Annotated in this window: 26 protein-coding genes and 3 tRNA genes; 9 read left to right on the forward strand and 20 right to left on the reverse strand. The window is 60.8% G+C overall.

Annotated features, from left to right (window positions below; translation table 11 throughout):
* From AUL36_RS23080 to AUL36_RS00015, 4 genes are all read right to left on the reverse strand, one after another.
* The coding region (locus tag AUL36_RS23080; protein WP_244496989.1) for a GTP-binding protein at positions 1–120 on the reverse strand (120 nt) is incomplete at its 3' end.
* A 201-nt stretch (positions 121–321) separates the two neighbouring features.
* Positions 322–768: a DUF2383 domain-containing protein gene (locus AUL36_RS00005; protein ID WP_062216597.1), complete on the reverse strand. Its 447-nt coding sequence runs from the start codon at positions 766–768 to the stop codon at positions 322–324.
* A 219-nt stretch (positions 769–987) separates the two neighbouring features.
* Positions 988–1061, reverse strand: a tRNA-Gly gene (locus AUL36_RS00010).
* Positions 1062–1082: 21 nt separating this feature from the next.
* Positions 1083–1167 (reverse strand) — tRNA-Tyr (locus AUL36_RS00015).
* A 217-nt stretch (positions 1168–1384) separates the two neighbouring features.
* Here AUL36_RS00015 and AUL36_RS00020 point away from each other — a divergent pair.
* The gene (locus AUL36_RS00020; RefSeq protein WP_062216599.1) at positions 1385–2251 is read left to right on the forward strand and encodes a TrmH family RNA methyltransferase; all 867 of its coding nucleotides are present in this window, start codon (positions 1385–1387) and stop codon (positions 2249–2251) included.
* A gap of 7 nt (positions 2252–2258) precedes the next feature.
* Here the strand turns inward: AUL36_RS00020 and AUL36_RS00025 are convergent, their stop codons facing one another.
* The gene (locus tag AUL36_RS00025) at positions 2259–2450 is read right to left on the reverse strand and encodes a hypothetical protein (RefSeq protein ID WP_062216601.1); all 192 of its coding nucleotides are present in this window, start codon (positions 2448–2450) and stop codon (positions 2259–2261) included.
* A gap of 187 nt (positions 2451–2637) precedes the next feature.
* Here AUL36_RS00025 and AUL36_RS00030 point away from each other — a divergent pair, with 187 nt between their 5' ends.
* Both AUL36_RS00030 and AUL36_RS00035 read left to right on the forward strand, forming a co-directional pair.
* Positions 2638–3177, forward strand: a complete 540-nt coding sequence (locus AUL36_RS00030; RefSeq protein WP_062216603.1) for a TRAP transporter small permease subunit — start codon at positions 2638–2640, stop codon at positions 3175–3177.
* A 24-nt stretch (positions 3178–3201) separates the two neighbouring features.
* Entirely contained in the window at positions 3202–4791 is a 1590-nt protein-coding gene (locus AUL36_RS00035) for a TRAP transporter large permease (RefSeq protein ID WP_058598938.1), read from the forward strand.
* Between the two features lie 54 nt (positions 4792–4845).
* On the opposite strand, the gene AUL36_RS00040 is transcribed toward AUL36_RS00035, so the two are convergent.
* Entirely contained in the window at positions 4846–5949 is a 1104-nt protein-coding gene (locus AUL36_RS00040) for a TRAP transporter substrate-binding protein (RefSeq protein ID WP_244496988.1), read from the reverse strand.
* Positions 5950–6089: 140 nt separating this feature from the next.
* Positions 6090–7184, reverse strand: a complete 1095-nt coding sequence (locus AUL36_RS00045) for a TRAP transporter substrate-binding protein (RefSeq protein WP_062216606.1) — start codon at positions 7182–7184, stop codon at positions 6090–6092.
* Between the two features lie 171 nt (positions 7185–7355).
* Here AUL36_RS00045 and AUL36_RS00050 point away from each other — a divergent pair.
* Positions 7356–7431 (forward strand) — tRNA-Thr (locus tag AUL36_RS00050).
* Between the two features lie 367 nt (positions 7432–7798).
* Here the strand turns inward: AUL36_RS00050 and AUL36_RS00055 are convergent.
* Entirely contained in the window at positions 7799–8584 is a 786-nt protein-coding gene (locus AUL36_RS00055; RefSeq protein ID WP_156418205.1) for an AbiU2 domain-containing protein, read from the reverse strand.
* A 312-nt stretch (positions 8585–8896) separates the two neighbouring features.
* On the opposite strand from AUL36_RS00055, the gene AUL36_RS00060 reads away from it, so the two are divergent.
* The 3 genes from AUL36_RS00060 (at position 8897) to AUL36_RS23590 (ending at position 11174) form a co-directional block, all read left to right on the forward strand.
* The gene (locus AUL36_RS00060) at positions 8897–9136 is read left to right on the forward strand and encodes a hypothetical protein (protein ID WP_062216612.1); all 240 of its coding nucleotides are present in this window, start codon (positions 8897–8899) and stop codon (positions 9134–9136) included.
* 65 nt (positions 9137–9201) lie between these two features.
* Entirely contained in the window at positions 9202–9912 is a 711-nt protein-coding gene (locus AUL36_RS00065) for a hypothetical protein (protein WP_062216615.1), read from the forward strand.
* A gap of 1064 nt (positions 9913–10976) precedes the next feature.
* The gene (locus AUL36_RS23590) at positions 10977–11174 is read left to right on the forward strand and encodes a hypothetical protein (protein WP_156418206.1); all 198 of its coding nucleotides are present in this window, start codon (positions 10977–10979) and stop codon (positions 11172–11174) included.
* Between the two features lie 14 nt (positions 11175–11188).
* On the opposite strand, the gene AUL36_RS00070 is transcribed toward AUL36_RS23590, so the two are convergent.
* From AUL36_RS00070 to AUL36_RS00125, 12 genes are all read right to left on the reverse strand, one after another.
* Positions 11189–11797, reverse strand: coding sequence for a hypothetical protein (locus tag AUL36_RS00070; RefSeq protein ID WP_062216618.1), 609 nt, complete (start codon positions 11795–11797; stop codon positions 11189–11191).
* Entirely contained in the window at positions 11790–12509 is a 720-nt protein-coding gene (locus AUL36_RS00075) for a hypothetical protein (RefSeq protein ID WP_062216621.1), read from the reverse strand. The genes AUL36_RS00070 and AUL36_RS00075 overlap by 8 nt, the downstream gene beginning before the upstream one ends.
* Complete coding sequence (locus AUL36_RS00080) at positions 12506–13309, reverse strand: hypothetical protein (protein WP_062216624.1); 804 nt, start codon at positions 13307–13309, stop codon at positions 12506–12508. Before AUL36_RS00080 ends, AUL36_RS00075 begins: the two co-directional genes overlap by 4 nt.
* Positions 13309–16392, reverse strand: coding sequence for a phage tail length tape measure family protein (locus tag AUL36_RS00085; protein WP_062216626.1), 3084 nt, complete (start codon positions 16390–16392; stop codon positions 13309–13311). Before AUL36_RS00085 ends, AUL36_RS00080 begins: the two co-directional genes overlap by 1 nt.
* 106 nt (positions 16393–16498) lie before the next feature.
* Positions 16499–17614 (reverse strand): phage major capsid protein, encoded by a 1116-nt coding sequence (locus AUL36_RS00090; protein ID WP_062216657.1) that lies wholly within the window; start codon positions 17612–17614, stop codon positions 16499–16501.
* A gap of 98 nt (positions 17615–17712) precedes the next feature.
* A complete protein-coding gene (locus tag AUL36_RS00095; protein ID WP_062216629.1) occupies positions 17713–18390 on the reverse strand; it encodes an HK97 family phage prohead protease in 678 nt (225 codons plus the stop codon).
* A 256-nt stretch (positions 18391–18646) separates the two neighbouring features.
* Positions 18647–18934 (reverse strand): hypothetical protein, encoded by a 288-nt coding sequence (locus AUL36_RS00100; RefSeq protein WP_062216632.1) that lies wholly within the window; start codon positions 18932–18934, stop codon positions 18647–18649.
* Positions 18935–19187: 253 nt separating this feature from the next.
* Complete coding sequence (locus AUL36_RS00105; RefSeq protein ID WP_192843753.1) at positions 19188–21491, reverse strand: phage/plasmid primase, P4 family; 2304 nt, start codon at positions 21489–21491, stop codon at positions 19188–19190.
* A gap of 98 nt (positions 21492–21589) precedes the next feature.
* Entirely contained in the window at positions 21590–21817 is a 228-nt protein-coding gene (locus AUL36_RS00110) for a hypothetical protein (RefSeq protein WP_062216639.1), read from the reverse strand.
* Positions 21817–22014, reverse strand: a complete 198-nt coding sequence (locus tag AUL36_RS00115) for a hypothetical protein (protein ID WP_062216643.1) — start codon at positions 22012–22014, stop codon at positions 21817–21819. Before AUL36_RS00115 ends, AUL36_RS00110 begins: the two co-directional genes overlap by 1 nt.
* Positions 22014–22361, reverse strand: coding sequence for a hypothetical protein (locus AUL36_RS00120; protein ID WP_062216646.1), 348 nt, complete (start codon positions 22359–22361; stop codon positions 22014–22016). Before AUL36_RS00120 ends, AUL36_RS00115 begins: the two co-directional genes overlap by 1 nt.
* The gene (locus AUL36_RS00125; protein WP_062216649.1) at positions 22358–22546 is read right to left on the reverse strand and encodes a helix-turn-helix domain-containing protein; all 189 of its coding nucleotides are present in this window, start codon (positions 22544–22546) and stop codon (positions 22358–22360) included. Before AUL36_RS00125 ends, AUL36_RS00120 begins: the two co-directional genes overlap by 4 nt.
* Before the next feature lie 108 nt (positions 22547–22654).
* Here AUL36_RS00125 and AUL36_RS00130 point away from each other — a divergent pair, with 108 nt between their 5' ends.
* Together AUL36_RS00130 and AUL36_RS00135 are read left to right on the forward strand one after the other, a co-directional pair.
* Positions 22655–22942 carry an Arc family DNA-binding protein gene (locus AUL36_RS00130; RefSeq protein WP_156418207.1) on the forward strand — a complete coding sequence of 96 codons (288 nt, stop codon included), beginning with the start codon at positions 22655–22657 and terminating at the stop codon, positions 22940–22942.
* On the forward strand, positions 22939–23734 hold a 796-nt coding region (locus AUL36_RS00135; RefSeq protein WP_156418208.1), incomplete at its 3' end, for a tyrosine-type recombinase/integrase. The genes AUL36_RS00130 and AUL36_RS00135, both read left to right, overlap by 4 nt.

A 23734-nucleotide genomic window follows, 5' to 3' on the forward strand; every position in this document is an offset into this window, starting at 1 on the left:
ACGGAACTCGCCGAAATACTTCGTGATCGCCGCCGTCAGCGACGTCTTCCCATGGTCAACGTGACCAATCGTGCCGATGTTCACATGCGGCTTGTTACGCTCGAATTTGCTCTTGGCCATTCTGTCTACCTTGCGGAGCCTGTGAAAACAGGGCCGCGACATAGCGAGTGCGCTCGTGAAACACAAGCACCGCCCGAATCGCCGTCCCTAACGAAAGGTGAAAACATCCGCTGAAATTGTGTTCTCAACCGAAAAAGGGACCTGCCTCCCGGCAAGTCCCTTCATTCCCGCAGTTCCATCGTTCCTTGCAGTCCCGTCGGATCAGGTGGCGGCGGCTGCGTCCATCCATTGCTTGTGGCGGTCTTCGTCCGCGAAGGCCTTCTGGAAATAGGCCCGCGCTTCGGCGGGTGCGGCGTCGTTCCTGGAGGCCTGATCATAGGCCATCTTCGTCTCGATCTCGTTGGTTGCCATGGCTTTCAATATGGTCCGATCGCCGACGAGACCAGCCAGAACGACCTTGCCCTTGGTCAGCAGTTCCTTGGCGTCGCCTTCCGTGGGCGCTTCGATCCCGAGCGATGAGGCCATGCGTCGCAGTTCCTGCGCATGAGATTCGTGATCCTGCTTGAAGGCCGCGATCTTTTCGCGCGAGGCAGGGTCTTCAAGCCGGTCGATCGTCGCCTGATAGGCGGACATGGCGTCATGTTCGAGGATCAGCAGATTCTGCACCATCTTGTCGAACGTGGATTCGGTTCCGACCGTCGTGACCATGGGTCTCTCCTTGTTGGAAGTCCAAGGAGAAGAAGCGAGCGGATCGACCGTTCCGAATGGCTTTGGTAGGCGCGCAATGTTAGGAGACCAACAGGCGCAGCCAAACAGCCTTTGCGTCATGCCGTCATGCATGATCGATTCGGACGTGGGATGGACTAGAAATGCGTCTCGGTCTTGCTGAGAACCGATCAAAACTCTTCCGGTTTCGCGTCAGTGATATGGAGCGGGTAGCGGGAATCGAACCCGCATATTCAGCTTGGAAGGCTGCTGCTCTACCACTGAGCTATACCCGCATCCGAATTCCCTGGAACATATGGTGGAGGGAGTTGGATTTGAACCAACGTAGGCTAAGCCAACGGATTTACAGTCCGTCCCCTTTAACCACTCGGGCATCCCTCCATACTGCTTCAGGGTCTAGAAGCAGGAAGCGTTCGGCTCGCCGTCGCTTCGTGTGCCGGCCTTATGCAGCGCCGCGCCGCGCCTGTCAACACGTCTTCACACACAAGCCGCAAGCTCGTTTCGAAGCGGCGCTCAGACGCTACCGAAAGCCCGCGCATCCGGGCTTTCGAGCGCACACAGCCTATTCAGACGGCCCCTCCATGCTCTAGAAAGAGGCATGAGCGACGACACCCCATCCTCGCGCACCCCCAAGGATGCGCATTACGCCAAGCTTCGACGCGCCCATCGCGAGCGCACCCGAGGCCCCCTTCCCGCCGATTCGCGCAAAAAGCCTGCGCCCCGGCCCGGCAAACCCGGCCCGGCCGACCGCGTGAGGCTCTATGGCATCCACACGGTGGAAGCGGCTCTGGGCAATCGCGAGCGCGTGCTGCATCGCCTCTATGCGACGCGCAACGCCCTCAACCGTCTCGAGATCGACGAGGCGAACCCGCCCTGCCCGCTCGAAATCGTGGAGCCGCGCTTCCTCGATTCAGAGCTGGGCAGCGACGCCGTACACCAGGGCGTGATGCTGGAGGCCGATCCGCTTCGCGCCAAGCGCTTGTCGGATCTGGGCACAAGCGACCTGATTCTGGTTCTGGATCAGGTGACGGACCCGCATAATGTCGGCGCGCTGCTGCGCTCGGCCGTGGCCTTCGGCGCGGGCGCTGTGGTGACCACCAGCCGCCACTCGCCGCAGGAATCGGGCGTCCTCGCCAAGTCGGCTTCCGGCGCGCTCGAATTCATTCCCTATGTGCAGATCACCAATCTCGCCGACGCGCTGAACGAGATCGCCGAACTCGGCTTCCAGACGATCGGCCTCGATTCGGAAGGCGCAGGCGAACTTGAACCCGCATTGAGCGGAACACGAATCGCCCTTGTGCTCGGTTCGGAAGGCAAGGGCCTGCGTCAGAAGACGCGCGAGACCGTCTCGGTGCTCACGCGGCTGGAAATGCCCGGCGCGATTCGCTCGCTGAACGTCTCCAATGCCGCCGCCGTCGCGCTCTATGCGGCGCGTCGCTTCATGGGCAGCACGCAGGGCGGCTAACCCAACCCTATCGGGCGGCTCGCCGGCAGGCCGCCCGATACACGTCCCCCAAGCTCGCGAGGGTCTCGACGGGCTCGGGCGCTTCGTCCCGGCTCTGGCGTCCTTCCAAACGTTGCAACACGAGACGCTCGAACAGAAGCCGCTGCTCCAGCGTGCTCACCAGATGCCGCTGCCGCTCCACCCGCTTCTCCAGTGTCATCGTCACATTCCCGTCAGATCGCTGCCCGCCCGCCTCGGCTCGCCTTTTAGCGCCCGTGGCTTACGGTGAAAAGGCTGGCATTATCCGGGGCTTGTGGCATAGGCCAGACTTCATAAACCATGCGAGGGATGACAGGCTCGTCACCTTCCGCGTGTGGACTCGCGCGGGGAGTCCTTGGGGGGAACGGATGAAAGCACTTCTCTTCGTCAGCCAGTGCATAGACCGGCTGTCGGCCGGCTTCGCCGTGATCGCGGACTATCTGGTCCTGATCGCGGTTCTGATCAGCGCCGGCAATGCGCTGTTGCGATACACTTTGAACATGAGTTCGAACGGCCTCCTGGAAATCCAGTGGTACATGTTCGCGGCCATCGTTCTCCTAGGCGCGGCCTATACGCTGCGCATGAACGAGCATGTACGCGTCGATCTTGTTTATTCCATGCTTTCGGTGCGCGGACGGCTGCTGATCGACATTTTCGGCTTCGTCGTCCTGTTCCTGCCTGTGATCGGCTATCTCTTCTGGCTGACCTTCCCCTTCTTCTGGCGCTCCTTCGTCACGGGCGAAGCGTCGATGAATGCGGGCGGCCTTATTCTCTGGCCGGCAAAGCTCACCCTGCCGCTCGGCTTCGGGCTCCTGTTTCTTCAGGGCATTTCCGAGCTGATCAAGCGCGTCGCCGCCTTGAGCGGCTTGATCACGCTCGAAACCAAATACGAAAAGCCGCTTCAGTAACTCGGCGTCCGGGGGGACATTTTCATGTTTGAATACGGTCCGATGCCGCCGATGATGTTCGGCGCGATGATCGTCTTTCTGCTGCTGGGCTTTCCGGTGGCGTTCTCGTTGGCTGCCGTCGGCATGTTGTTCGGCGTGCTCGGCGTGGTCTTCGACCATTTCAGCCCGGCGCTTCTGAACGCGCTGCCCCTGCGCTTCTACGGCACGATCTCGAACGATCTGCTGCTCGCGATCCCCTTCTTCACCTTCATGGGCGCGATTCTGGAGCGCTGCGGGCTGGCGGAAGACCTGCTCGAGGGCTCCGGCCAGCTTTTCGGTCCGGTGCCGGGCGGCCTCGCCTATGCAGTGGTGATCGTCGGCGCGGTGCTTGGCGCCATCACCGGCACGGTCGCGGCCTCCGTCATCGCCATGGGCGTCGTCTCGCTGCCCGTCATGATGCGCTATGGCTATGACATGCGGCTTGCGACCGGCGTCATCGCGGCGTCGGGCACGATCACGCAGGTGATCCCGCCCTCGCTCGTATTGATCATTCTGGCCGACCAGCTCGGCCGCTCGGTCGGCGACATGTATGCCGGCGCGATCGGCCCTTCGCTGCTCCAGATCGCTCTGTTCCTCGGCTTCATCTTCGTCGTTTCCAAGCTTCAGCCGCACCGGATGCCGCCGCTGCCGCCCGAAGCGCGCACCAAGAGCGGGCGCGAGCTGCTGTGGCAGGTGGCCAAGGGCATGGTGCCCTCGTTGGCGCTGATCTTCCTCGTGCTCGGAACGATGTTCATGGGCCTCGCAACGCCCACGGAAGCGGGCGCAATGGGCTCGGTCGGCGCGATTCTTCTCGCCGCCCTGCACGGCCGCCTGTCCTGGTCTCTGACGCGTCAGGCCATGGCGATGACCATGCGCCTCACCGCCATGGTCGTCTTCATCCTGATCGGCTCCACCGTCTTCAGCCTTGTGTTCCAAGGCATGGATGGCGGCCATTGGATCGAATATCTCCTGTCTCACATCCCCGGCGGGGTTGTGGGCTTCCTGATCTTCGTCAACATCTTCATCTTCTTCATCGCCTTCTTTCTCGACTTCTTCGAGATCGCCTTCATCATTGTCCCGCTTCTGGCGCCGGTGGCGGACTCGCTCGGCATCGATCTCGTCTGGTTCGGCGTGCTGCTCTGCGTGAACATGCAGACGGCCTTCATGCACCCGCCCTTCGGCTTTGCACTGTTCTATCTGCGCGGCATCGCTCCGCCCAACGTGAAGACCTCCGACATCTATCTTGGGGCCATTCCTTGGCTCGGCCTCCAGCTCATTCTCGTGCTGGTGCTGATTCTCTGGCCGCAGTCGGTGACCTACTTCCTCAAGAAGGAAGCCGTGGTGGACCCGAGCACGATCCAGCTCAACGTCCCGATGCCCGGAATGCCAGCACCGGGCGGCGCGCCCGCGCCGGGAGCCGCGCCGAGCTTCGGCCAGCCAGCGGCCCCGAGCTTCGGTCAGCCCGCAGCGCCCAGCTTCGGCGCTCCCGCGCCGGCACCGAGCTTCGGTCAACCGGCCGCACCGTCCTTCGGGCAGCCGGCTTCCCCCGCTCCGGCCCCCGCGCCCAGCTTCGGCGCTCCGGCGACACAGCCGTGACGACAAAAAGCCGGCGGTCTCCCGCCGGCTTTTTTGTTGAATAGGATCGCGACCCTATTTCCCGGCCGCCTGCTGCGAATAGACATAGGTGTCGTAGGAATATTCCGCGACGCGGAACCACTCGTAGCTCTGCGAGCGGAATGTCTTCCAGGGGTCGTAGATCGCATTCCACTTCGGATTGCTCTCCGACAGCGAAGCGTAAAGCTTCATTGCCGAATCGTAAGCGCCGTCCAGAATGTCGCGCGGCAGCGGGCGCAGCTGAACGCCCTTGCCGACGAGCGAGCGGATCGCCTGCATGTTCTTCACGTCGTAGAGCGCCAGCATGTTGATATTGGCGGCTTTCGCGGCCGTATCCAGCGCCACCTTGTAGCTTGCCGGCAGCGTCTCGTAGCGCTCCTTGTTGAAGAGGAAATGGACGGTCAGCCCGCCCTCCCAGAAGGCCGGGTAATAGTAATACGGGGCGACTTGATAGAAGCCGAGCTTCTCGTCGTCATAAGGGCCGATCCATTCCGTCGCGTCGATCGTGCCGCGCTCCAGCGCGGGATAGATGTCGCCGCCGGCCAGCTGCTGCGGCACGACGCCGAGCGGCTCCATCACCCGACCGGCAAGGCCCGCGATGCGCATCTTGAGACCCTTGAGATCGGCCAGCGAGTTGATCTCCTTGCGGAACCACCCGCCCATCTGGACGCCGGTGTTGCCGCCCGGCAGGCCCTTCACGCCGTAGCCGGCCAGGAACGTGTCGAACAGCTCGTTGCCGCCGGCATGGTAGAGCCAGGCATTCTGCTGGCGCGCATTGAGGCCGAAGGGAATGGTCGCGCCGATCGCGAAGGTCGGGTCCTTGCCGACATAGTAGTAGCAGGCCGTGTGCGCGGCCTCGACGGTCCCGTCCTGCACGGCGTCGAGCGCCTGAAGGCCCGGCACGAGTTCGCCGGCCGGAAACACGTCGATCTTGAAGCGACCATCCGTCATCTCGGAAATGGTCTTGGAGAGAACCTCCGCGCCGCCGAAGATCGTATCGAGCGTGTTGGGAAAGCTCGATGTCAGACGCCAGCGAATCTCCGGTGCGCTCTGCGCCAAGGCCGGCTTGGCGAGCGCCGAGCCGGTCGCCAAAGCGCCGCCCGCCAAGCCCGCCTTGAAAATGAATTTACGACGATCCACGCCGAGTCCTCCCTGAACACCCCCTCCGCGGGGCATGGCATTCTGGGAGGACATGAGCGCCGCACGCAAGGCGCGTCGGCACCTTCACGAAAGCGTGTCAGAGGCGGCGGACCGCCTCTGACGAGATCACGAAGCCCGGCTTATTTCCCGGCGGCCTGCTGGGAATAGACATAGGTGTCGTTGGTGTATTCCGCGACACGGAACCACTCATAGATTTGTGTGCGGAACTGGCTCCACGGATCGTACATCGCCTTCCACTTCTGGTTCGACGCGTCGAGCTTGGCGTAGAGCTGCTGGGCCGATCCGTAGGCGGCGTCGAGCACGTCGCGCGGCAGCGGGCGAAGCTGCACGCCCTTGCCCACCAGCGAGCGAATGGCGCGCATGTTCTTGACGTCGTAATCGGCGAGCATCCGCGTGTTGCAGACGGTGGAGGCCGCCTCCAGCGCCGCTCGGTAGGTCGCCGGCAGTTCCTCGGTCTTGGCCTTGTTGAAGATGTAGTGGACGGTCGGCCCCGCTTCCCAGAAAGCCGGGTAATAGTAGTAAGGGGCAACCTGATAGAAGCCGAGCTTCTCGTCGTCATAGGGGCCGACGAACTCGGTCGCGTCCAGCGTGCCGCGCTCCAGCGCAGGATACACGTCGCCGCCGGCCAGCTGCTGCGCGACGACGCCGAGCGGGGCGAGCACTTGGCCCGCGATGCCGGCGATGCGCATCTTCAGACCCTGAAGATCGGCCAGCGAGTTGATTTCCTTACGGAACCAGCCGCCCATCTGCGTGCCGGTGTTGCCGCCGGGATGAGCCACCACGCCGTAATCGGCAAGGAACGCGTTCACCGCTTCGTTGCCCCCGCCATTATAGAGCCAGGCATTCTGCTGGCGGGCGTTGAGGCCGAAGGGGATGGCCGAGCCGATGGCAAAGGTCGGATCCTTGCCGACGTAGTAATAGAGAACGGTATGCGCCGCCTCGACCGTGCCGCCCTGCACGGCATCGAGCGCCTGAAGGCCGGGTACGAGCTCGCCGGCCGGAAACACGTCGATCTTGAACTTGCCGTCGGTCAGGTCCGATACTGTTTTGGCGAAGAGCTGCGACGAGCCGAACAGCGTGTCGAGCGTGTTCGGAAAGCTCGACGTCATGCGCCAGCGCAGGTCCGGTGTGCCTTGCGCCAAGGCGGGCGCGGCCAGCGTCAAGCTGGCGCCGGCCGTCAGCCCGGCCGACCGAATGAATGTACGACGATCCATGGAATTCCCCCCCAGCGGCCCGGCTCGTGATGGAAAGCCCAGGCCGGTGCAATCTCTGCCAACCTCGCGCGGCCGATGAGAGTGGCCGCGTCGCTCTTTCCCTACACGAAACTTGCGCGATCGAAAATTAGAGGTGTCATCCGCCGGACATCGTGATATGGACGCGTCGTGGCCGGCTTAGCTCAGCTGGTAGAGCACCTGATTTGTAATCAGGGGGTCGCGGGTTCGAGCCCTGCAGCCGGCACCATACTAACCCCCTGATTAACAAGCACTTTCCCCGCTCGGGGTTAGCGATTCTCATGTCGCAGTGTGTTGCGTCTGCGCATGTCTGGTTTCGTTGTGTTGTGGCGTTTTTCGCTGGGTAACGGCGAATCTCTGCAACATGAAACGCGACATGTCGCGGGGTCTCCTTTGTTTTGGGGACACCCAAGGGGCCTAACTGTTTTGGGGACACCCAAGGGGCCTAACGAAAAGTTATTCCCTTGTCGGGGGTATAACGATTCACGACCCCCTTTGCGGATGGTGTGGCGATTCACCACCTCGGCGGAGGGGTCTCCCCAAATTTGGGGACACCTAGACGGGTCTGCTCAGTTTTGAGCAGACACAGAGGAAGGTCATCGCCCCGGGATGTCGAAGGCGCAGTTGAGCCAGAGGTCCTGCGCATTTCGTTTGTGCTGCGTCTGCATGTCGTCCCAATCGAACGAGCTCCCGTTCAGGGCGCCATGCATAAGATCAATGATCGTTATCGTATTGTGAAGCAGGTCCGCTTCGCCTCCATAATACCAGACCTCTGGCGAAGTCAGATCGTTCGGCGGCGGCAGATGCAGGTTGTGTGCTATCGCATTATTTCGCAGTTCGCGCAGCGCGATGAGCTCCGCTGATACCATGACTTGATGACATAGTTCGACCGCTCGACGTAGATTGACCGAGCAGGCGTCCGCTCGGTCCTCCGCAATCTGTAGGCGCTCCTGACGTAGCATGCGTTCGATGTCACGCACGGCTTCGGGTCCGGCGCCCCCGGCGTCAATATGCACAGGATAAGGGAAGGCGTAGCGGGCACGTGCCGCGTCGGACGCAGCTGCTATAACAGCGTCACCGTCGATCAGAACCGATACTGTTGGCAGACTGAATCGATCACGCCCAGCCGCATCCCACAGCGAAGCTAAGCGGATCAGCTCAAACTGATAAAAGCTATATTGGAATTGCCGGAAGGCGTGCCCGGCGTGGGATCGTGGTATCTGGTCAGACAAAACGTTGGTGTAGAGAACGAGCTGATTCGTCTGGTGGACCTGATCAAGTGCGATCACCAGATCAATCAGGTGATTGGCCTTCGCGCTGGCTGTAGAAAGCCGCTCATTCGCTGGTAGATTGTTTGGCCAAGGCAGCGGTTGTCTAGCCATAAGAATGCCCCCGTATCAGCCCGAACCATCACCTTGGCCTCGCCGGTAGCGCAAGTGCGATATACGATCCCATTGATCGGATCGCCGGCCGCTCGACAAGAAGGGAATCGACCGCTTGCGGAAACGCCTGAGAAGATTGAGCGACCAGTTGTTGTCGTGGGTCTACCTACATCGGCTATGGGGCGGCCGATGCAGCGAGTTCGAACCGGGATGCACCTCATGCGTCCGCTGGGCCGAGCACGATTGGCTTTTCAACGGTGCCGAGTTTCCCGAGGATATGATCCGACGTATCAGAGCCGAAGAAGCCAGTCGTTGACGACCCTGTCCGAGCTCACCCCCAATCAAATCCGCGCGCTGATCAAGATCGAACATTTGGGCGGCGGTATCTTTGACGTCGGCTGCCAGGCTTACCGCCTCGCCCCACGCACCGTTCTCGGTATGGTTGGACTCATCGAAGCAGGGTTGGTCGAAGAGTTCGAGGGGCCAACTGGCGGAATGCGTTTTCGACTTACAATCAAAGGTATGGCAGTGCGGGAATTGGGGGCAGCTTGAGACCCGATGAGCGCTTTGTAATGCGTCAGACGGATTCTGCGTCGGCTTGGATAAACGGGTGAATCATGGCCCTTACTGAGCTTCTGAGCAGCACTGAGTTTGTGTCTGCGATCGTTGGTGCGGTTTTTGGTGCATTAGGCTCAGGCTTTGCCTCGTTCCTACTTCAGAGAGGCGCAACGAAAGAAGCGAACAGAGCGGAAGCGGATCGGCGGAAGCAAGCGGAAACACTTCTAGCCCGTAGCCTACTGATCAAGGTGATGCGCATTCATTCGGACTTGAAAAGCATTCACGACAATCTGTGCAAAGCTACGATCAAAGCCGAGGTGAAAGGCGTCCGTATCGCAGGTGTTTTCGAGCCGATCGCAAACCCGACACCGCCTGTGTACATACAGCCAGAGGAGTTAACTCTCCTGTTGCCCCTGTCTGACGACAAGATCACGAACCTCGTTTTGAGCTTGGACGTCTGCCGGAACTCAGTCTTCGACATCGCGAAGGTTTACGAGAAAAAACGCGAAGATTTGCAGAGTAGGTTCACTGACGTCACGGTGTCCGCCGACGGAGCGGCCATTATCAAGAGCGACGACCCAAGGTTAAAGCTCGATTCGGACGCTCTTGAACGCTTAGTGCTGGATCTGATCAAGCTTACAACGGATTATCTCGAGGACGCCGAAAGCGCAATGCATGGGGTTCATCGGCTTCTAGCTGAAAAGTATAATCTTGGGTTCTCTATAAGCGCGCCCGAACGCCGGCTGCTCGGGCCCGGAAAGGAAGCTTGACGTCTTACGGTTGGGAGTAGGTTCGATACTTTCTCACTGGGTGGGCATCTGCGTAGCGGGAAAACCCTATACACCATCATCTGTGTGGGGAATGGCTATCGGAGATTGTGGAACCGAGCGAATTGGCATAATCGAGTATCTTGCCCAAACGTCAGGTCCCCGCGCAGCAGGGAATGGCGTTCCCCCTCTTCCATATTTCTCGGCGAGCAAGTGACTGCAGTTCAAAGTAAGTTCGCCAAGCGCGTATCTAAATGGTTGGCGGATGACTACTCAAGGCTGGAAAGGTGGCATAGAGGTCTATCTGGCATATTTTATAATAGGATGCCAAGAAGGTTTAGCCTCCTTCCGGTAACCCATTGGCTGATAAAGACCGGACTGGCAAGCTCCGCGCCTCTGATCGCCTTCTATTATGGCTCCATTGGGATGAATACAGCCTACTATGCTGCCTCTGCGCTGTTCGCTACAAATATAGTCTTAAATTTTCTAGGACTCTTTTTAGAGAAGAAAAACTACGAAGACCCAGAAGCATTGGTCCGCTTTGGGGATCTGCTCACGTCTTTTAAAGTCAACTCCGTTGCTAAACAGAAACGGGACGATGCCATCAGAGCTTGCTTGGGTATTTTAGAAGTTCATACTAGACGGATAACAAAGTCTGACAAAGGGGAGATAGCGGTCTCTCTTGTGCAATACGTTGGATCGAGCAGTTCTCTCATGACAATCCGTCATCGAAACCCGGGGAATAATCGCGCCGTGGGTCGAGAGTTTGACGGGACTGATCTCCTGGGGCACCATGCGTGCCAAGGGGTTCCTTTGCCACGGGTGGTTCATCACACCCGTTTCTTTGGCTCGCTCAACAGCCCAACACAATCGGGCGCTAATTATAAATCTCTGATGTTCATTCCTCTCGAGGTCGCGGGACCGAAGGGAGAAAACCGGGTGAAAGGCTTCGTTTCAATAGATTGTCAACGACCGTATGGCTTCTATGGGAACCGGAGTCGTGAGATTATGGTTACGTGCCGACCAATCGTCGACCATATTAGGGATCTGCTTAGGGAGAACGGCTGATGTCTTACACGCTGGCTACACCTACCCTTAAGCCAAAAAGACGCAGCCATCCTAAAAACATGAAAGAACTGGGCGACGCAGCATCGGCAATATTGCAGCGCCACGCAGCTGGCGAAATCGATGCTTCAGAGGCAGCTAGGCTTTTAGAAGAGCTATCGCTTCGGGATAGAACTTTCCTCGACTTACTCGTTGGTTAGGCTTTCGTTGAGGCTTAACGCTTTGGCCTTACGACGATCGCCGGGTTCCGGTGCATCCCGCCACCCTTCATAGGGATATCGCGGAAGGTGAAGAACACCTTGGCCTCGCCGTCGAACCGCTTCGCGGCCACAGCTGCAATGCCTTCATAGACGCCGTCGGGCGCCTGCTTCGAGCGCGCGGGCAGTCCGTCCTTCGGGTCGAGCTTGATCGCGTAGGGCAGATCGCTGGCGATCACGAACTCGGTGGCGTCGGGCACCTCGTCCGAAGAGCCGAGTTCCATTTCGACACCATCCGCAAAGACGGTGTGCGATTCCTTGTAAGCCCCGGTCAGCCGCGGCGACTCTTGCTCGAGCGCCCGCAGGATCCAGCGGATCACGTTCGCTTCGGCGTTGAACTCGGCGACGATCGTCCCGTCCGGCTGAACGGAGGACAGAGGCGCGTCGCGCCGGCCGTCCACCGTCAGCCGGGGCTTGCGGATCGTCCGCTGCAGGATCGCCTCGTTCTGTGACTTGGCGACCGCGATCTCTTCCCGGGCGAAGCTGGCCAGCATCGCCGCCCGCTTCTTCGGGTTGACCATCTCGTCGACCATCAGCGCGACTTCGCGCGAGAACTCGTCATCCATCGAGGGCGTCCCAACCGTGATGCTTGAGGAGGGCCCTGCGCACCATCTCATAGCGGTCTAAGCGCTCCTGCACCCAGGCTTCGCTCTTCTGTTCGTCGGAGAAGTTCGGGAAGACCTTGGCCATCACGACGTCGCCAATGCCGTCGAGCCAATCCTCCACCTCACCGGTTCGGCCGAGCGTTTCGGCTGCGTCCGTTAGCATCCCGCCGATGAGCTTGACGATCTCGCCGCCGAATTCCGCACGGGCGGCGCACCAGTATGCGAAGCTGATATGGGTCAACTCTCCTGGTACAAGAGCCGGCACCGCCGAAATTAATGCGGACGCGACGTGGAAACGACGAAGCATCTCGGGCACGTTCATAGCGAGGTCCGGCTCGGCGCTGTCCGTGCGCCTGGCGTTCAAATCCTCTGCGATCTTCGCGGCCGTTAGCTCGAAGAGATCGGCCGCGAAACGCTTACCCAAAGCACGGCTCTCAACGAGAAGGGCCTCTTGGTCAATGGCTTCACGGGCAGCGTTGGTCGCCCTGAAGACGGCGTTGCCGCGCTTAATGTCCTCTTCGTCCAGGTCGCGAAGAGTCCCGAGAGGTAGCCCGCGCTTCACCGAATCCGTGAGAGCTTTCATGACCGGAACGCCCCAACCCGGGAAGGCCACGATATTGAGCGGCGCGATCGTTCCAGCCCCGACCACGGGGAGATTCAGATGCTTGTTCATGCTACGATCTTTCCGTGCTGGCGCTCCCACGCGCGACGCTGCTCACGATTCAGATGCCGCGGTGGGACAATCTTCGTTGCCCCTGTCGGTGCCTGGAAGGCATCGGGCTCGATCATCCGGCCGACGTCGTCCTTCCACCTGTGAATGATCTTCTGTGTGATCCCTTCGGCGTTGATCTCGGAACAAAGGATATAGCCGCCGATGATCGAAACGCCTTCGCCAGTCTCACTAGTCAACGGAGCCATTGGCATTCGCCTTTGGGCTTCCATCAACGGGATGCCATGCCGAATAGGATTGAAGCGCCCAACGAAGTCGACACCGCCAGGCGTCATGACATTCTGAGCGACGAGATTTGACTCTTCCTCGTCACTCAGAGCGGGGATAATCGCCCAACCTCCCGGGTTGTTGTCGAGCCACGAGAACATCTCTCCGGTCTCGTTCGTGCTGTCGAACGCGAAGCCTTTCGGACAATTATCGGCTTTCGACCAACCAGCTATGAGCAGCCGAAACGGAGTTATCGGAACACCCGAGAATTGTTCGCAGTGGAGTCGGTATTCCGCATAAAGTTTGCGTTCGATGTCATCAGTCAGATGATCAAAATCTTTGAAATTCGTCGAAAGTATTTGCGCTGCCAGACCGATACCAGCAGCTTGGCCTTGTGACGAAATCACGGCGTGAAGACTTGGGACGGTAATTGCCTTTTGGACGAACCCAATTGGCATACCAAGCTGCGTATACCCTGCGCCATCCGTAAGCAGATACACACGGTCTTTCGCGAATACGACGTTAACTGCGGTCATTACGCCGCCCTCCTAGCTTCACGCTGTGCTTTTGTTTCCATCTTGCCGCCCACGCACCCGGCGAGGGCGCCAACAGCCATACCGGCCGGACCAGCCACACCGGCGATCGACGGGAAGGCTGTTCCAAGAGAGCTTCCGAGTTCGAAGCCGCCCATAGCGCCCGAAACGCCGCCCATGATCGGACTGCCCGACTGGTAGCCGTTGGCCGCGATGCCAGCGAGGCCGAAGAGCCCACCCATGACGGCCTGGCCTCGCGACATGCCGCCGGCTGGGTTCGAGGGTGTGCCGGCGTCGAACTGGCCGCGGTCGTAGCCTTCCACGGACCCGCTGCGGGCGAAGTCATGCATACCCTGCGTGACGCCGCGTGCGACGAGCCGGGTGTCTGCGGAGGACGAGCCCATTCCGATCGACTGTATGCCCTTCCAGAGGCTGCGCTGAGCTGGCGTGAGGCCGTTCTCCCACGAGCCGCCGGCCATCCCGGCGCCGCCGATGTCGAAGTGCATCGAGTCCAGCGCGCCGTACTTGCCCTTGCCGCCGCTGAAGTAGCCGCCCCAGCGGAAGAGCTTGCCCAACTCGGGGAATAGCTTCTCCTGCGCGACCTTGGCCTGCTGGGCGAACTGCTCGTAGACGCGGAAGGTCGAGGCGTCCTGATAGTTGCTGAGCGCCTTGCCCTTGGCGTCGTAGATTTGGACGTCGGCCGCCAAACCCTTGCCGTGATACCGGCTATCGCCTGGGCGAAGACCGGAGACAGCCTCGACGCGGTACGGGAAGTTCTGCGCCGCCGTCTGGATCACCGTCATCAGACGGCCGTCGACCGCCTTATTGAAGCGGCCGGCATAGCTGAGAACCTGACCACTGACGGCAGCCGCCGCTTCCCCGAAATCCTTCGGGCTCGCAGACGGGGTGTAGGACATGGCCGGCGCATTGGCAGCGATCCGCATACCGGTTGCCGGCGCTTCTGCTTGGCCAGTGCCGAACAGCTTGCCGAAGATGCTCTTGGCACCGGAGGCGGCCAGCTGATTGCCAAGCCCCGCGAGCCCGCGCATGACCGACGAGAAGAAGTTCTCGCCGTCACGGGTCGCAGACGAGAAGACGTCCGAGAAGATGTCGCCGAGCTTGTCGACGATGTTGCCGGTCTTCGAGAGCTCTTCCTGCTGCGCCCGGATCGCCTCGTTGTAGCGCATAGCTTGGGCGATGCGCTGGCCTTCGAACGAGTTGAAGTCGACGCCGAGGCCCCGCAACGTCGAGCGGACCTGCTGCTCGGCCTGCGGCAGCGTGAGGATGGAGCGATCAAAGGCGAGGTCGGCTTCGAAGTCCGACACACGCTTGCGCTGCGCCTCAGCTTCCTGCTCGACGCGAAGGCGGTCTTGCTGGGCCTTTGTCGCCGCGTTCAGCTGATCGGTCAGGCGTCCATATTCGGCCGCTTCCCGATTGATCTGCTCAACCAGGGAAGGATCGATTGCGCTCTGCTTGGCTTCCGTGGCCGCGCGCTGCGCATCGGCCATGGCATCCATCTTGAACTTCGCGGAGGCGATCGCGCCCTCGCTCTGTCCGAACATGTCGATCTGCAGCTGCAGTTCCGCCAGCGAGCCGGCGAGCGCGGCCTTCTGCTCGTTCACCGCATCGCTATAGGTGCGGACAGCCTTGTCGGTTTTCTCGAGCTCTTCGCGCTGACCCTTCAAGCCCTCGCGGATGCCGTCCATAGCCTCTGTCGAGCCGAAGCGATTGTCGCCGCCGATTATCGGGCCGAAGCGATCCTTGAACACGCCTTCCGGCAGGTCGTGCCGGCCCATCGTTCCCTTCGGCGCGGCCATCTTCGCCGTCGCCTGGTTAAGGGCTTGCACTTGCCGCTCAAGCGCCACGACGTCAGGCAACGCCAGCCGGATCTCTTCGGCCAGATTGCGCGCATGGACCTCGGCGTTCGGGTCAAGACGAATACGCAGCATCTCGTCGGCGAACTGCTGAGCGCTGATCCCTCCGGTGCGCAGTTCCGTGTAGAGCGACATGATCTGGCGGCGCGCGTCCGACACATGCCCTGAGAACGGACGCAGGATGCGGCCCGACAGAAGGTCGGACGTGTTCAGGTCGTTGATCGCCGCTTTCAGGTCGGTATGAAGGCGTTTGGCGCTGCCCCGAACGTCGAGGAACGTGGCGTTCGGATCGGTCGCCTGACGGGTCGGCGCGTTGGCATAGTCGCGCGCCGCATCGGCCGCCGACTTCCAGCCAGTTTCGAGCCGCTTGATCGCGCCTTCGAAGTCCTTCAGGCGCTCTTCCGCCTCGCGGGCTTCCGGGCCCTTGGTCATGTACCAAAGCGCACCGACAGCCGCCGTTAGCCCGGCGACGGCGTAGGCAGTGCCTGGAATGGACTTGGCGAAGCTGAGGATGTTCGAACCGATCGCGGCAAGGCTGGCTTTGATGCCGCCGCCTTCTTGCAGAACTTGAAGGACTTGCCCTGCCTGCGAGGCCATGATCTGGAACGGACTTGCTCCCATCGCCAACATCGTGCCGACGTCGTTCAGCTGATAGCCGAGACCCTGCACCTGGCCCGATGTAAGGCGGGCTCGCTGTCCCATAGCGCCCAAATCGTTCGCGGCTTGTCCGTATCGCTTAGCCGCATTTGCGAGAATCGTGTTGCCCTGCTCGACGGTAAGGTTTCGCAGTTCGATCTGCCTTTTGACCTGCGCTTCGACACCCAGGTATTTCTGAGAGCTGGCATATTGCGTGTCGAACGCCTTACGCAGGTTCTCGGCGGCCCTCATCTCCGAGAGCGATCGCTTGTTGATGGCTTCGGCCTGCTTCAAGGCTTCTGTCTGAACCCTCCGCATCTCGGCGGCGAAGGGCTTCAGTTCCGCGGCAACAACCTTGGCCATCTGCGCCATTTCGCGCTCGGCCTGCACGGCGAATTGCATGTTCTTGGCGAAGGCACGGTAATCGACCGCACTCATCGACTGCTTCGCGTTCCTGAGCATATCGACGACGGTGCGGCCCTTCGCGTCGAAGCTGACGAGCTCGGCGCTCGCCTGCTTTAGCCCGGACGTGTCGGCTTTGACGGTTAGTTTGCGGGTGATTTCGCGAGCGGCCATCAGACGGTTCTCGATTGTGCCTTGAAGAACGAAGCGGAAGAGGAACCGCCGATCTCATGGGATGGACGCTGCGGCGGTGTCGGGCCCGATGCAGCGCCCATATTCATCATGCCGCGCCGGGGAGCATTCCGCCGACGAAGGCGCCAGGACGGTAGACAGCAAAGGCCACGCGCTCTTCGATGCGGATCGTCACCATGTTCCGCTCGAAATCGTCTTGGTTCTCCGTGGAAACGAGAACCTCGACGTCCATGCGGTCGAAAATCTGAGCACCGCCCGTATTGAACGCGCCGACCAGGAAACGGCCGGGGGAGAAAGCGTTCGTCGGATAGACGGGAAGATCCCAGATGCGCGGCGCCGTGGCTCCGAATGGCCCGTCACTGAGATAGTTGCCGCCGAGATCCTTGATCCCAAGCAGCCGGCGCCAGTCGCGCACGCTGAGCACAATGCCAGACGCCGGCAGGTCGGCTTCCTCGGATTGGCTGATCGCGTTCAGAAGGACGTCGAGATCCTGCTGACCCGTCTTCGTGCGGGTCGTGTCATACGCCGCCGCCTGAGGGACAAGGCCCAGAATGTTCTGGCCGGAACCATCACCGAAGAAGAACTGCTGCTCCTCCTTCAGCTTCAGCCCGTAAGTTCCGCGATTGTCGATATAGCCAACCAGCCCCGGGGTATCGTCCAGAATCTGACGCGATGCCTTGAACAAGTGCGCGATCGTGCGGACGTTCACCGACTTCAAATCGAAGGTCAGGTCGGAATAGGGCTTCTGCGTCCCTTCGACGACCATCGCCGCATTGTTCGTGAAGCCGGTTTCTTGGACGAACTCGATGGCCGACGCTTCCGTCTCGCTCGACGCAATGAGGTCGCGAATGAGGAAGCGCTTCTCTGGCGGCGTGATGATGCCCGGAACACGCTCCGACGGCGCAAGAGAGGTGGCAGGACTGCGACCACTGCCGACAGTGCTGGTCGCGCTGGTGATCGCCTTGCGCGAGAGCTTAACCGTCGCCTTGCCGCGGAAGTGCGAATCCATCGCCTTCACGCCCTCGGCGTTCGCAATCTGCGTACCAAGGGATTCAGTGACTTCCGGCTCGCCATCATCCGATCGACGGCGGGCATCCTTACGTTCCAGATCGAGGAGACGTTCCCCGAGCGCGGAAATGGTGCTTTCCGACTTGGTGAAGCGCTCCCCGAGCGCGGCGGAATGATCCTCGAAGGACTTGGCCAGTCGAGATAGCGAGTTCGGGTCATCCTTCCGGTGGAAGGGCGAGCCGTTGCGCGCATGAGCGGCAAGGGAAGGGGTTTGGCCCAAAAGGTCAGTGTTCATTAGATGCTCCAAAGATTGACGGTGGCCTGAGCGATACGCTCGGCGAGTTGTGTGATGGCGCGATCGTCCTTGCTGCTGAGCGCCGCCCAGCCTCCTGCCGCCACCCGCTGAGCGGCCATGATCGACAGGCCTCCTTCGCGAAGAAGCGCGACGAGTTCGCTTTTCGATTTGAGGGTCTTCGCATGGCCGATCCGCGCGCTGCGGTTCGCCGGGAAGGTGACGATCGACACCTCGGCCAGGTCGAGGTCGGTTAGGAGGGAGGTGCCATCGGCCCGACTTTCTTGGCCCCCTTCGTTGATGAAGAAGCCAATCGAGAGCCCCGACACGTCGCCAGCGACGAGGTGCGCGTGAGCATCCTTGCCGCGTGTCGTGCCGAGATTGAGCTGCCCCGTCAGCGACAGCCCCTTGTCGTCTTCGTGAATGTCCGTCCAACGACCGATCGGCTCGTCAGAACGGTGCTGCCACAACATGACCGGCATGGTGCCGGCTGCGCGGTGTTCAGCGAGCGAACGAGCGAATGCGCCAGGCGCGATGACGTCGCCGTAGGCGTCTGGAACGTCATTGAACGTCGAGCCATAGCCTTTGATCACGCCTTTCGGCCCATCAGCGAGCTTGACGCTGTGGCCTGGCGCAATGCGAATGACATGCTCGGATCTGAGGTGAAGGGTTCGGTTCATCGGCCACCTATCGACGTGACAAAGCTTGGCGTGAAAACGCCGTAAAAACGGAGCGCTTGGCTCCTGTCTTCGCTTCGCAACCCGGCTCGGTGGTCCGGTGTCGTTGAAGGTGGTTGTCTTGGACGCCCCAGCTTAGCCGGTGACGTTTCCGATCAACCTTGCATCCATATGGGTGCTGCTCAGAGCGCCCGCAATGCGAAGCGAAGAGAAAAGTGAGGATGGAACATCGCGTCGTTCCACCTGAAGCCGGAGATGCCTAGTGGCGGCCGGCCGGACTGTTGAGATCCGGGAAGTCCTTGATGTTATCGGCCGTCTCGTTGAGCGCTGCCGCCGTTGCAGCGGGCCCCCAGACATCCATGCCAACGCGCGCACCCATATCGAGCAGCGACTTGGCCAAGGCGTCAGCCGACACGCCCCGCGCGGTGAAGGCGAGTACCTGGTCACGCCAGATCGTGCGAAGCGCGGTGGTTATGTCGTCGGGTGCGGCTGCGACGAGGATCTCAGCGGCCCGGTCGGTCGGATTCTTCGGATGGTCAGAGCTCATGGCTCACTCCAATTCTCGTGTTGCGGCTGGATTTTTCGGGCGTGAATTAAATCTGCGAATGAGGCCCCTGCCGGTAGACACCCCCACGACCGCGCCGACTTCGGACCCGCCCTCCCGTCGGGAGGATTGCCGGGGCATCGACATGGAGCGCGAGACGGAGCCATGCAGCGAGTGACGCCCGGTGACGGGGGTTCCGGCTCCAATTCACTCGTGCGCGCGCATACGAAGGAACCAGAAGGCCCGTCACCGGGCGTCACTCCCGAACGTCCTCGGCAATTCGTAGGCGAATGCCACGCAAGCCTCGCATCTTGCTGGAGCGAAATCGCTCGATCCCACGCTGTTCAAGCGTCGCAACGAACTGGTTCTGGTTTCCGGGATCTTCGCCGATATGCTTGGCGTAAGAGCGCCAGCTTTCGAACAACTCGCCCGTCGCCGTCACCTCGCTGCGCCCGGTGAGAACGCAGCAGGCGCCGAACCATTCGCCAAAGACATCCTGCTCAGAGAAGAACCCTTCAGTCGCCTCTCGCACGGCGGCCGGATATGGAAGACCGGAGGTTTGCCACTCGAGGCAGCCAGCGATCGCCCATGCGAGAATGCCGGATGCCTCAGCCTTGAACGTGTCGGCGAGCTGCATGTCGACGACACGCGGCTTGTTCACGAACGGCACGATACGAAAGCGGCGCCTTGCTGCATCATCAACGGTAGTGAGTCGCGGCAAGCTGTTGCCGACGAGCATGATCTTTGCCGTCGGCTCGAACTCGAAGAAGTCTTTGCCCATGAACCTAGCGGCGATCACGTCACCCCCGGTTAGGCTCTTGATCCGCCCTTCGGCGAACGCCTGCTTGCTGTCGACCTCGCTGGCGACGACAAGGCGGGCCCCACGAAGCGAAGCCAGAGCTGTAGGGTGCTGCTCGTTGCGGCTTGCGACGAACGTGGAGAAGGGTGCGATCTTCCCATACTCACCGAACACATGAAGCAACGCTGCATAGAACAGGGACTTGCCGTTGCCGCCTGGTCCATGAAGGAACGTCAGCTTCTGCTCCCGTGTGCTGCCGGTCAGGCTGTAGCCTGCCCACACTCGGAGATAGGAGATAAGGTCGGCGTCGCCGCGCGTCGCCTCGTCCAGGAAGGCGAGCCACCGCGGGCAGTCCGCTATCGACGTTGGCGCGACGCTGGTGATCTTCGTGATGGCGTCCGCTGGATCTGCGGGCCGCAACTCACCAGTCCGTAGATCAACGGTCCCGCCGGGCGTGCCGAGCGACCAGTGATCCTGATCCCAAATGTCAGACGTGCATCGGATGCGAGGATCGACCCTAGCAAACTTCTCGGCGTAACCAGCAAAGCTGGCCTTCTCTGCGACGAACCTAACCTTCTCTTTCTGGTCCTTCACAAGGGCACTGACGAGTTCTCGTATCCATTGGTAAGCCCGGCCATCACGAGCATGGCGCCAGCGCGCGCCGTCGAAAGCGTACCAAGCCCCGCGGTCGTGATCGAACCGCAGCTTTCCCTCAAAGCGATCCGCAAAGAGCTGGGCGGCCACATTCTCCGTCAGCACGCTTCCAAAATTCGGCAGCACTTCGATCTTTCGGTCTTTAGGGTCTGCGGTCGGATCGTCAGTCAGCGGCTCACACCAGGTGTGCACGACCTTTTGCGCATCTGGGGCAGGAGGCGGAGGGTCGAACGGATGCTCAATGCCGTACCTCCAACCGCGATCGATCGCGCGTTCGACCTCAGCTTCGGGCAACAGATAAGTCTCGATCTCGTCCAAGGCGCGACGTGCGTCCTCCTCTGAAATCTGCGCTGCACCAACGTATCCTGCGATTGTCATGGCCGCTTTGCGCAGCGAGACCTCGCGCATGTTGGGATCGACGACAGCGTGCTTCTTCAGCATTCTCTCCCCGAATGGCGTTGTCACCTCGGTGTAGATCGCGGGTCGAGGCGCTTCCTCCCTCATTTCCTTCTTCGCGGCACGAAGTGCAGGAAGAAGCGCTTCGGGAATGGGAGTTTGGCGTGCAAGAGCAACGAAATCGGCGATCGTTGTCTGGTTCTCGAACGTGTAGCCTGTTCCGTCCTCGAACCTGATGGAAGGGGCGAGGATCACGAGCCCACCTTCGCCGCGCGTATCGACGCCGACCCCAAGTGCGCCTTCCGTGTTCCGGAACTCATCGGACCACGCGCAGAATACGTGCCGCCCACCTGTCGCAGTCCGAACGGTTGGCATTCCTTCAGGGACGGTCCAGCCCAACTTTGCCAACGAGGCAGAGCCGCTCTTGCCGTTCTTCTCGTCGATGTCGATTACGTAGAGGCCGGAGCGAGAACCGGTCGGCGTTCCGATCATGGCGCCCGGGAAATCACTCCAGTATTCGAGAACCTGCTTTGAGTCGGTCGTCGACTCGGAACCCCACGACACGAGCGGTCGCTTGTTCCATGGCTTGATAGGGAACACTGGCACGCCGGCCGCTGCGTAGGCCAACGCAGCGGTTAGAACACGTTCATGCCATTCCTTGCCTTGGGGCTTGGCTGCGATGCGCGAAGGCGCTACATTCTGCGTCAGCAAAGTCGATACTCCACGCCATCGGTTGCGATCCGAGGGCGTCTCATTGAAGGGTTGGAGGCAGAAGGCCGGGGTGGTAGCCGCCCTTCTGCTGACGGCTCTCAAGCATTCGGATGGTAACGCTTAGGCAGCGGGTCGTAGGCTTGACTGATAAGCTTGGTCGCTCGGGACCGGATGACCGGAAAATCCGTGTGCATCTGAATGACTTCTAAGTCATCGACGGCTTCTGTGATGCCGTCGTAGTCATGAGCGATACGAGAGTTGTGAAGCTCTGACGCTACGCGATCCAGGAAGCGACGCTCAGAGGCGAAGTCTCTCACCTTGGTCATCAGATTCCCCTGTCGTGTTCGACGGCTCGGCGCGCGGTCTCGTCGAGATCCGGCCCCAGCTGAAACGCCATGTTCCGGCAGGCTCGATTGAACAGCCGCAAAGCTTGTTCCCGGCACTGCTCGGTTTCCAGGATGCCGGCAAAGAGCGCAGCGTCCCAGTTGCGAAAAGCCTTGGCGGGCTCGAATAAGCGCAACATCACCGGCCCTCCTGCTTGAGATTGGCGAAGATGCGCGGGCAGTTCAGGACAGAGAGCGCCCCGTCTGCATAGCTCGAGCCGCCCATGCCGTCGGACTCGTCCATCACGATCCGGAAGATGTCGGAGGGCATGGCGGATTTGTCGTTGAGCGCGATCAGAGCGCGGCAGACGCCGGCCAGCAAATCCTCGCGCTGCTCGACGTTGATGTTCGGAATGGCGGCGTATCCGGGCCAGCCGACGAGGGCTCGGAATGCCTCTTCGAGATCGGTGCGGTGGAATGCCCAGCCGGCCGCCGAGAGAGCGGTGAGAAAGCGCGACGCTTCGCTATCGACCTGAGCGAAGTTCATGCCGCCATGTCCTTGAAGAAGTTCTCGAGCGTCTCACGGGAAATGACCCAGCGCTTATTCAGCTTCTTTGCCGGGAGAATACCCTTCGTGAGCAGCGCGTAGACCTGCATTCGCGTCCGGCCGGTGGCCGCCGCGATGTTGTCGATTCCCCAGATCAGATCGATTTTTTTGTCTGCCACCGCCATTGCCTCCAACATTAAAGGTTATGACACCATTTTTGGTGATATTGCCCTCAGTGTCAAGACGTGGTGTCGTTTTTGGTGCCATATCCTGTTTTTGGCATGGAGCTACAGTTGGATCAGGAAATCAGAATCACTCTCCGCTTGCCCGCCGACCTGCGCGATCGGATCGCGAAGAGCGCGGCACCATTCAAACGCTCGATGAACGCCGAAATCCTTCTGGCTTTAAATGATCGGTATCCTGATGATCGGGAGCAGCTGAGAGCAGCCATTCGCGTGATCGATGCTGAAATCGAGAAAGCGCCAGCGAAAGAGCAAAGGGAGTTGCATGAGCTTCGCGGCGCTTTGGTCGCCAAGCTCTATTTTGAGCCCATCGAAGCTGAAGGCGACAGCGAGGAATGAGCGTCCGCAAACGAGAATGGACCTCGCCGGCCGGCGAGCAGAAGTCCGCCTGGGTCTGTGATTATGTCGACGGATCGGGTAAGCGTCGGCTCAAGACCTTCAAGCTGAAGAAGCAAGCTGATCAGTTCGCCGCGACGGCAAGCGTCGAGGTTCGCCAGGGCACGCACGTCGCTGACAGTGCGAGCGCGACGATCGAGGAAGCCGGGAAGCTCTGGATCAAGGCAACGACGGCGAATGGCCTCGAGCAGTCATCGATCGCGGATTATAACCGAACGCTTCGGCTCCACATCAATCCGTTGATTGGCTCGCTCAGGCTCACCGCCTTGACCGTGACGCGTCTCCGTTCCTTTGAAGACGACTTGCGTGCTGGCGGCCGGTCTCTCGCAACGACGAAGCGCACGCTCGTCACGCCTGGCACCCTGCTCGCCGACGCTCAGGAGCGTGGCCTCGTCGCGCGGAACGTCGTTCGGGATATGCGAGCCAAGCGCGGCGGCGGTGAGCGACGGCACGAAATGCGCCACAAGGGCCGTTTAAGGATCGGGGTCGACATTCCCCTGCCCCGGGAGATCAAGGCGCTCCTCGGGGCGGCTACGGGCCGCTGGAGGCCCTTCCTCTTGGTCGCCGTGCTCTGTGGTCTGCGCGCTTCAGAGTTGCGAGGGCTGCGATGGGCTGACGTCGATATGAAACGCGGGCAAATCCACGTTCGCCAGCGGGCCGACCGGTTCAACGACATCGGTCCTCCCAAATCCATCTCCGGCGAGCGCACCCTCCCCGCCCCGCCCGTCGTGATCG

It is taken from the genome of Aureimonas sp. D3 (assembly GCF_001463805.1).
GTDB classification, from domain to species: domain Bacteria; phylum Pseudomonadota; class Alphaproteobacteria; order Rhizobiales; family Rhizobiaceae; genus Aureimonas; species Aureimonas ureilytica_A.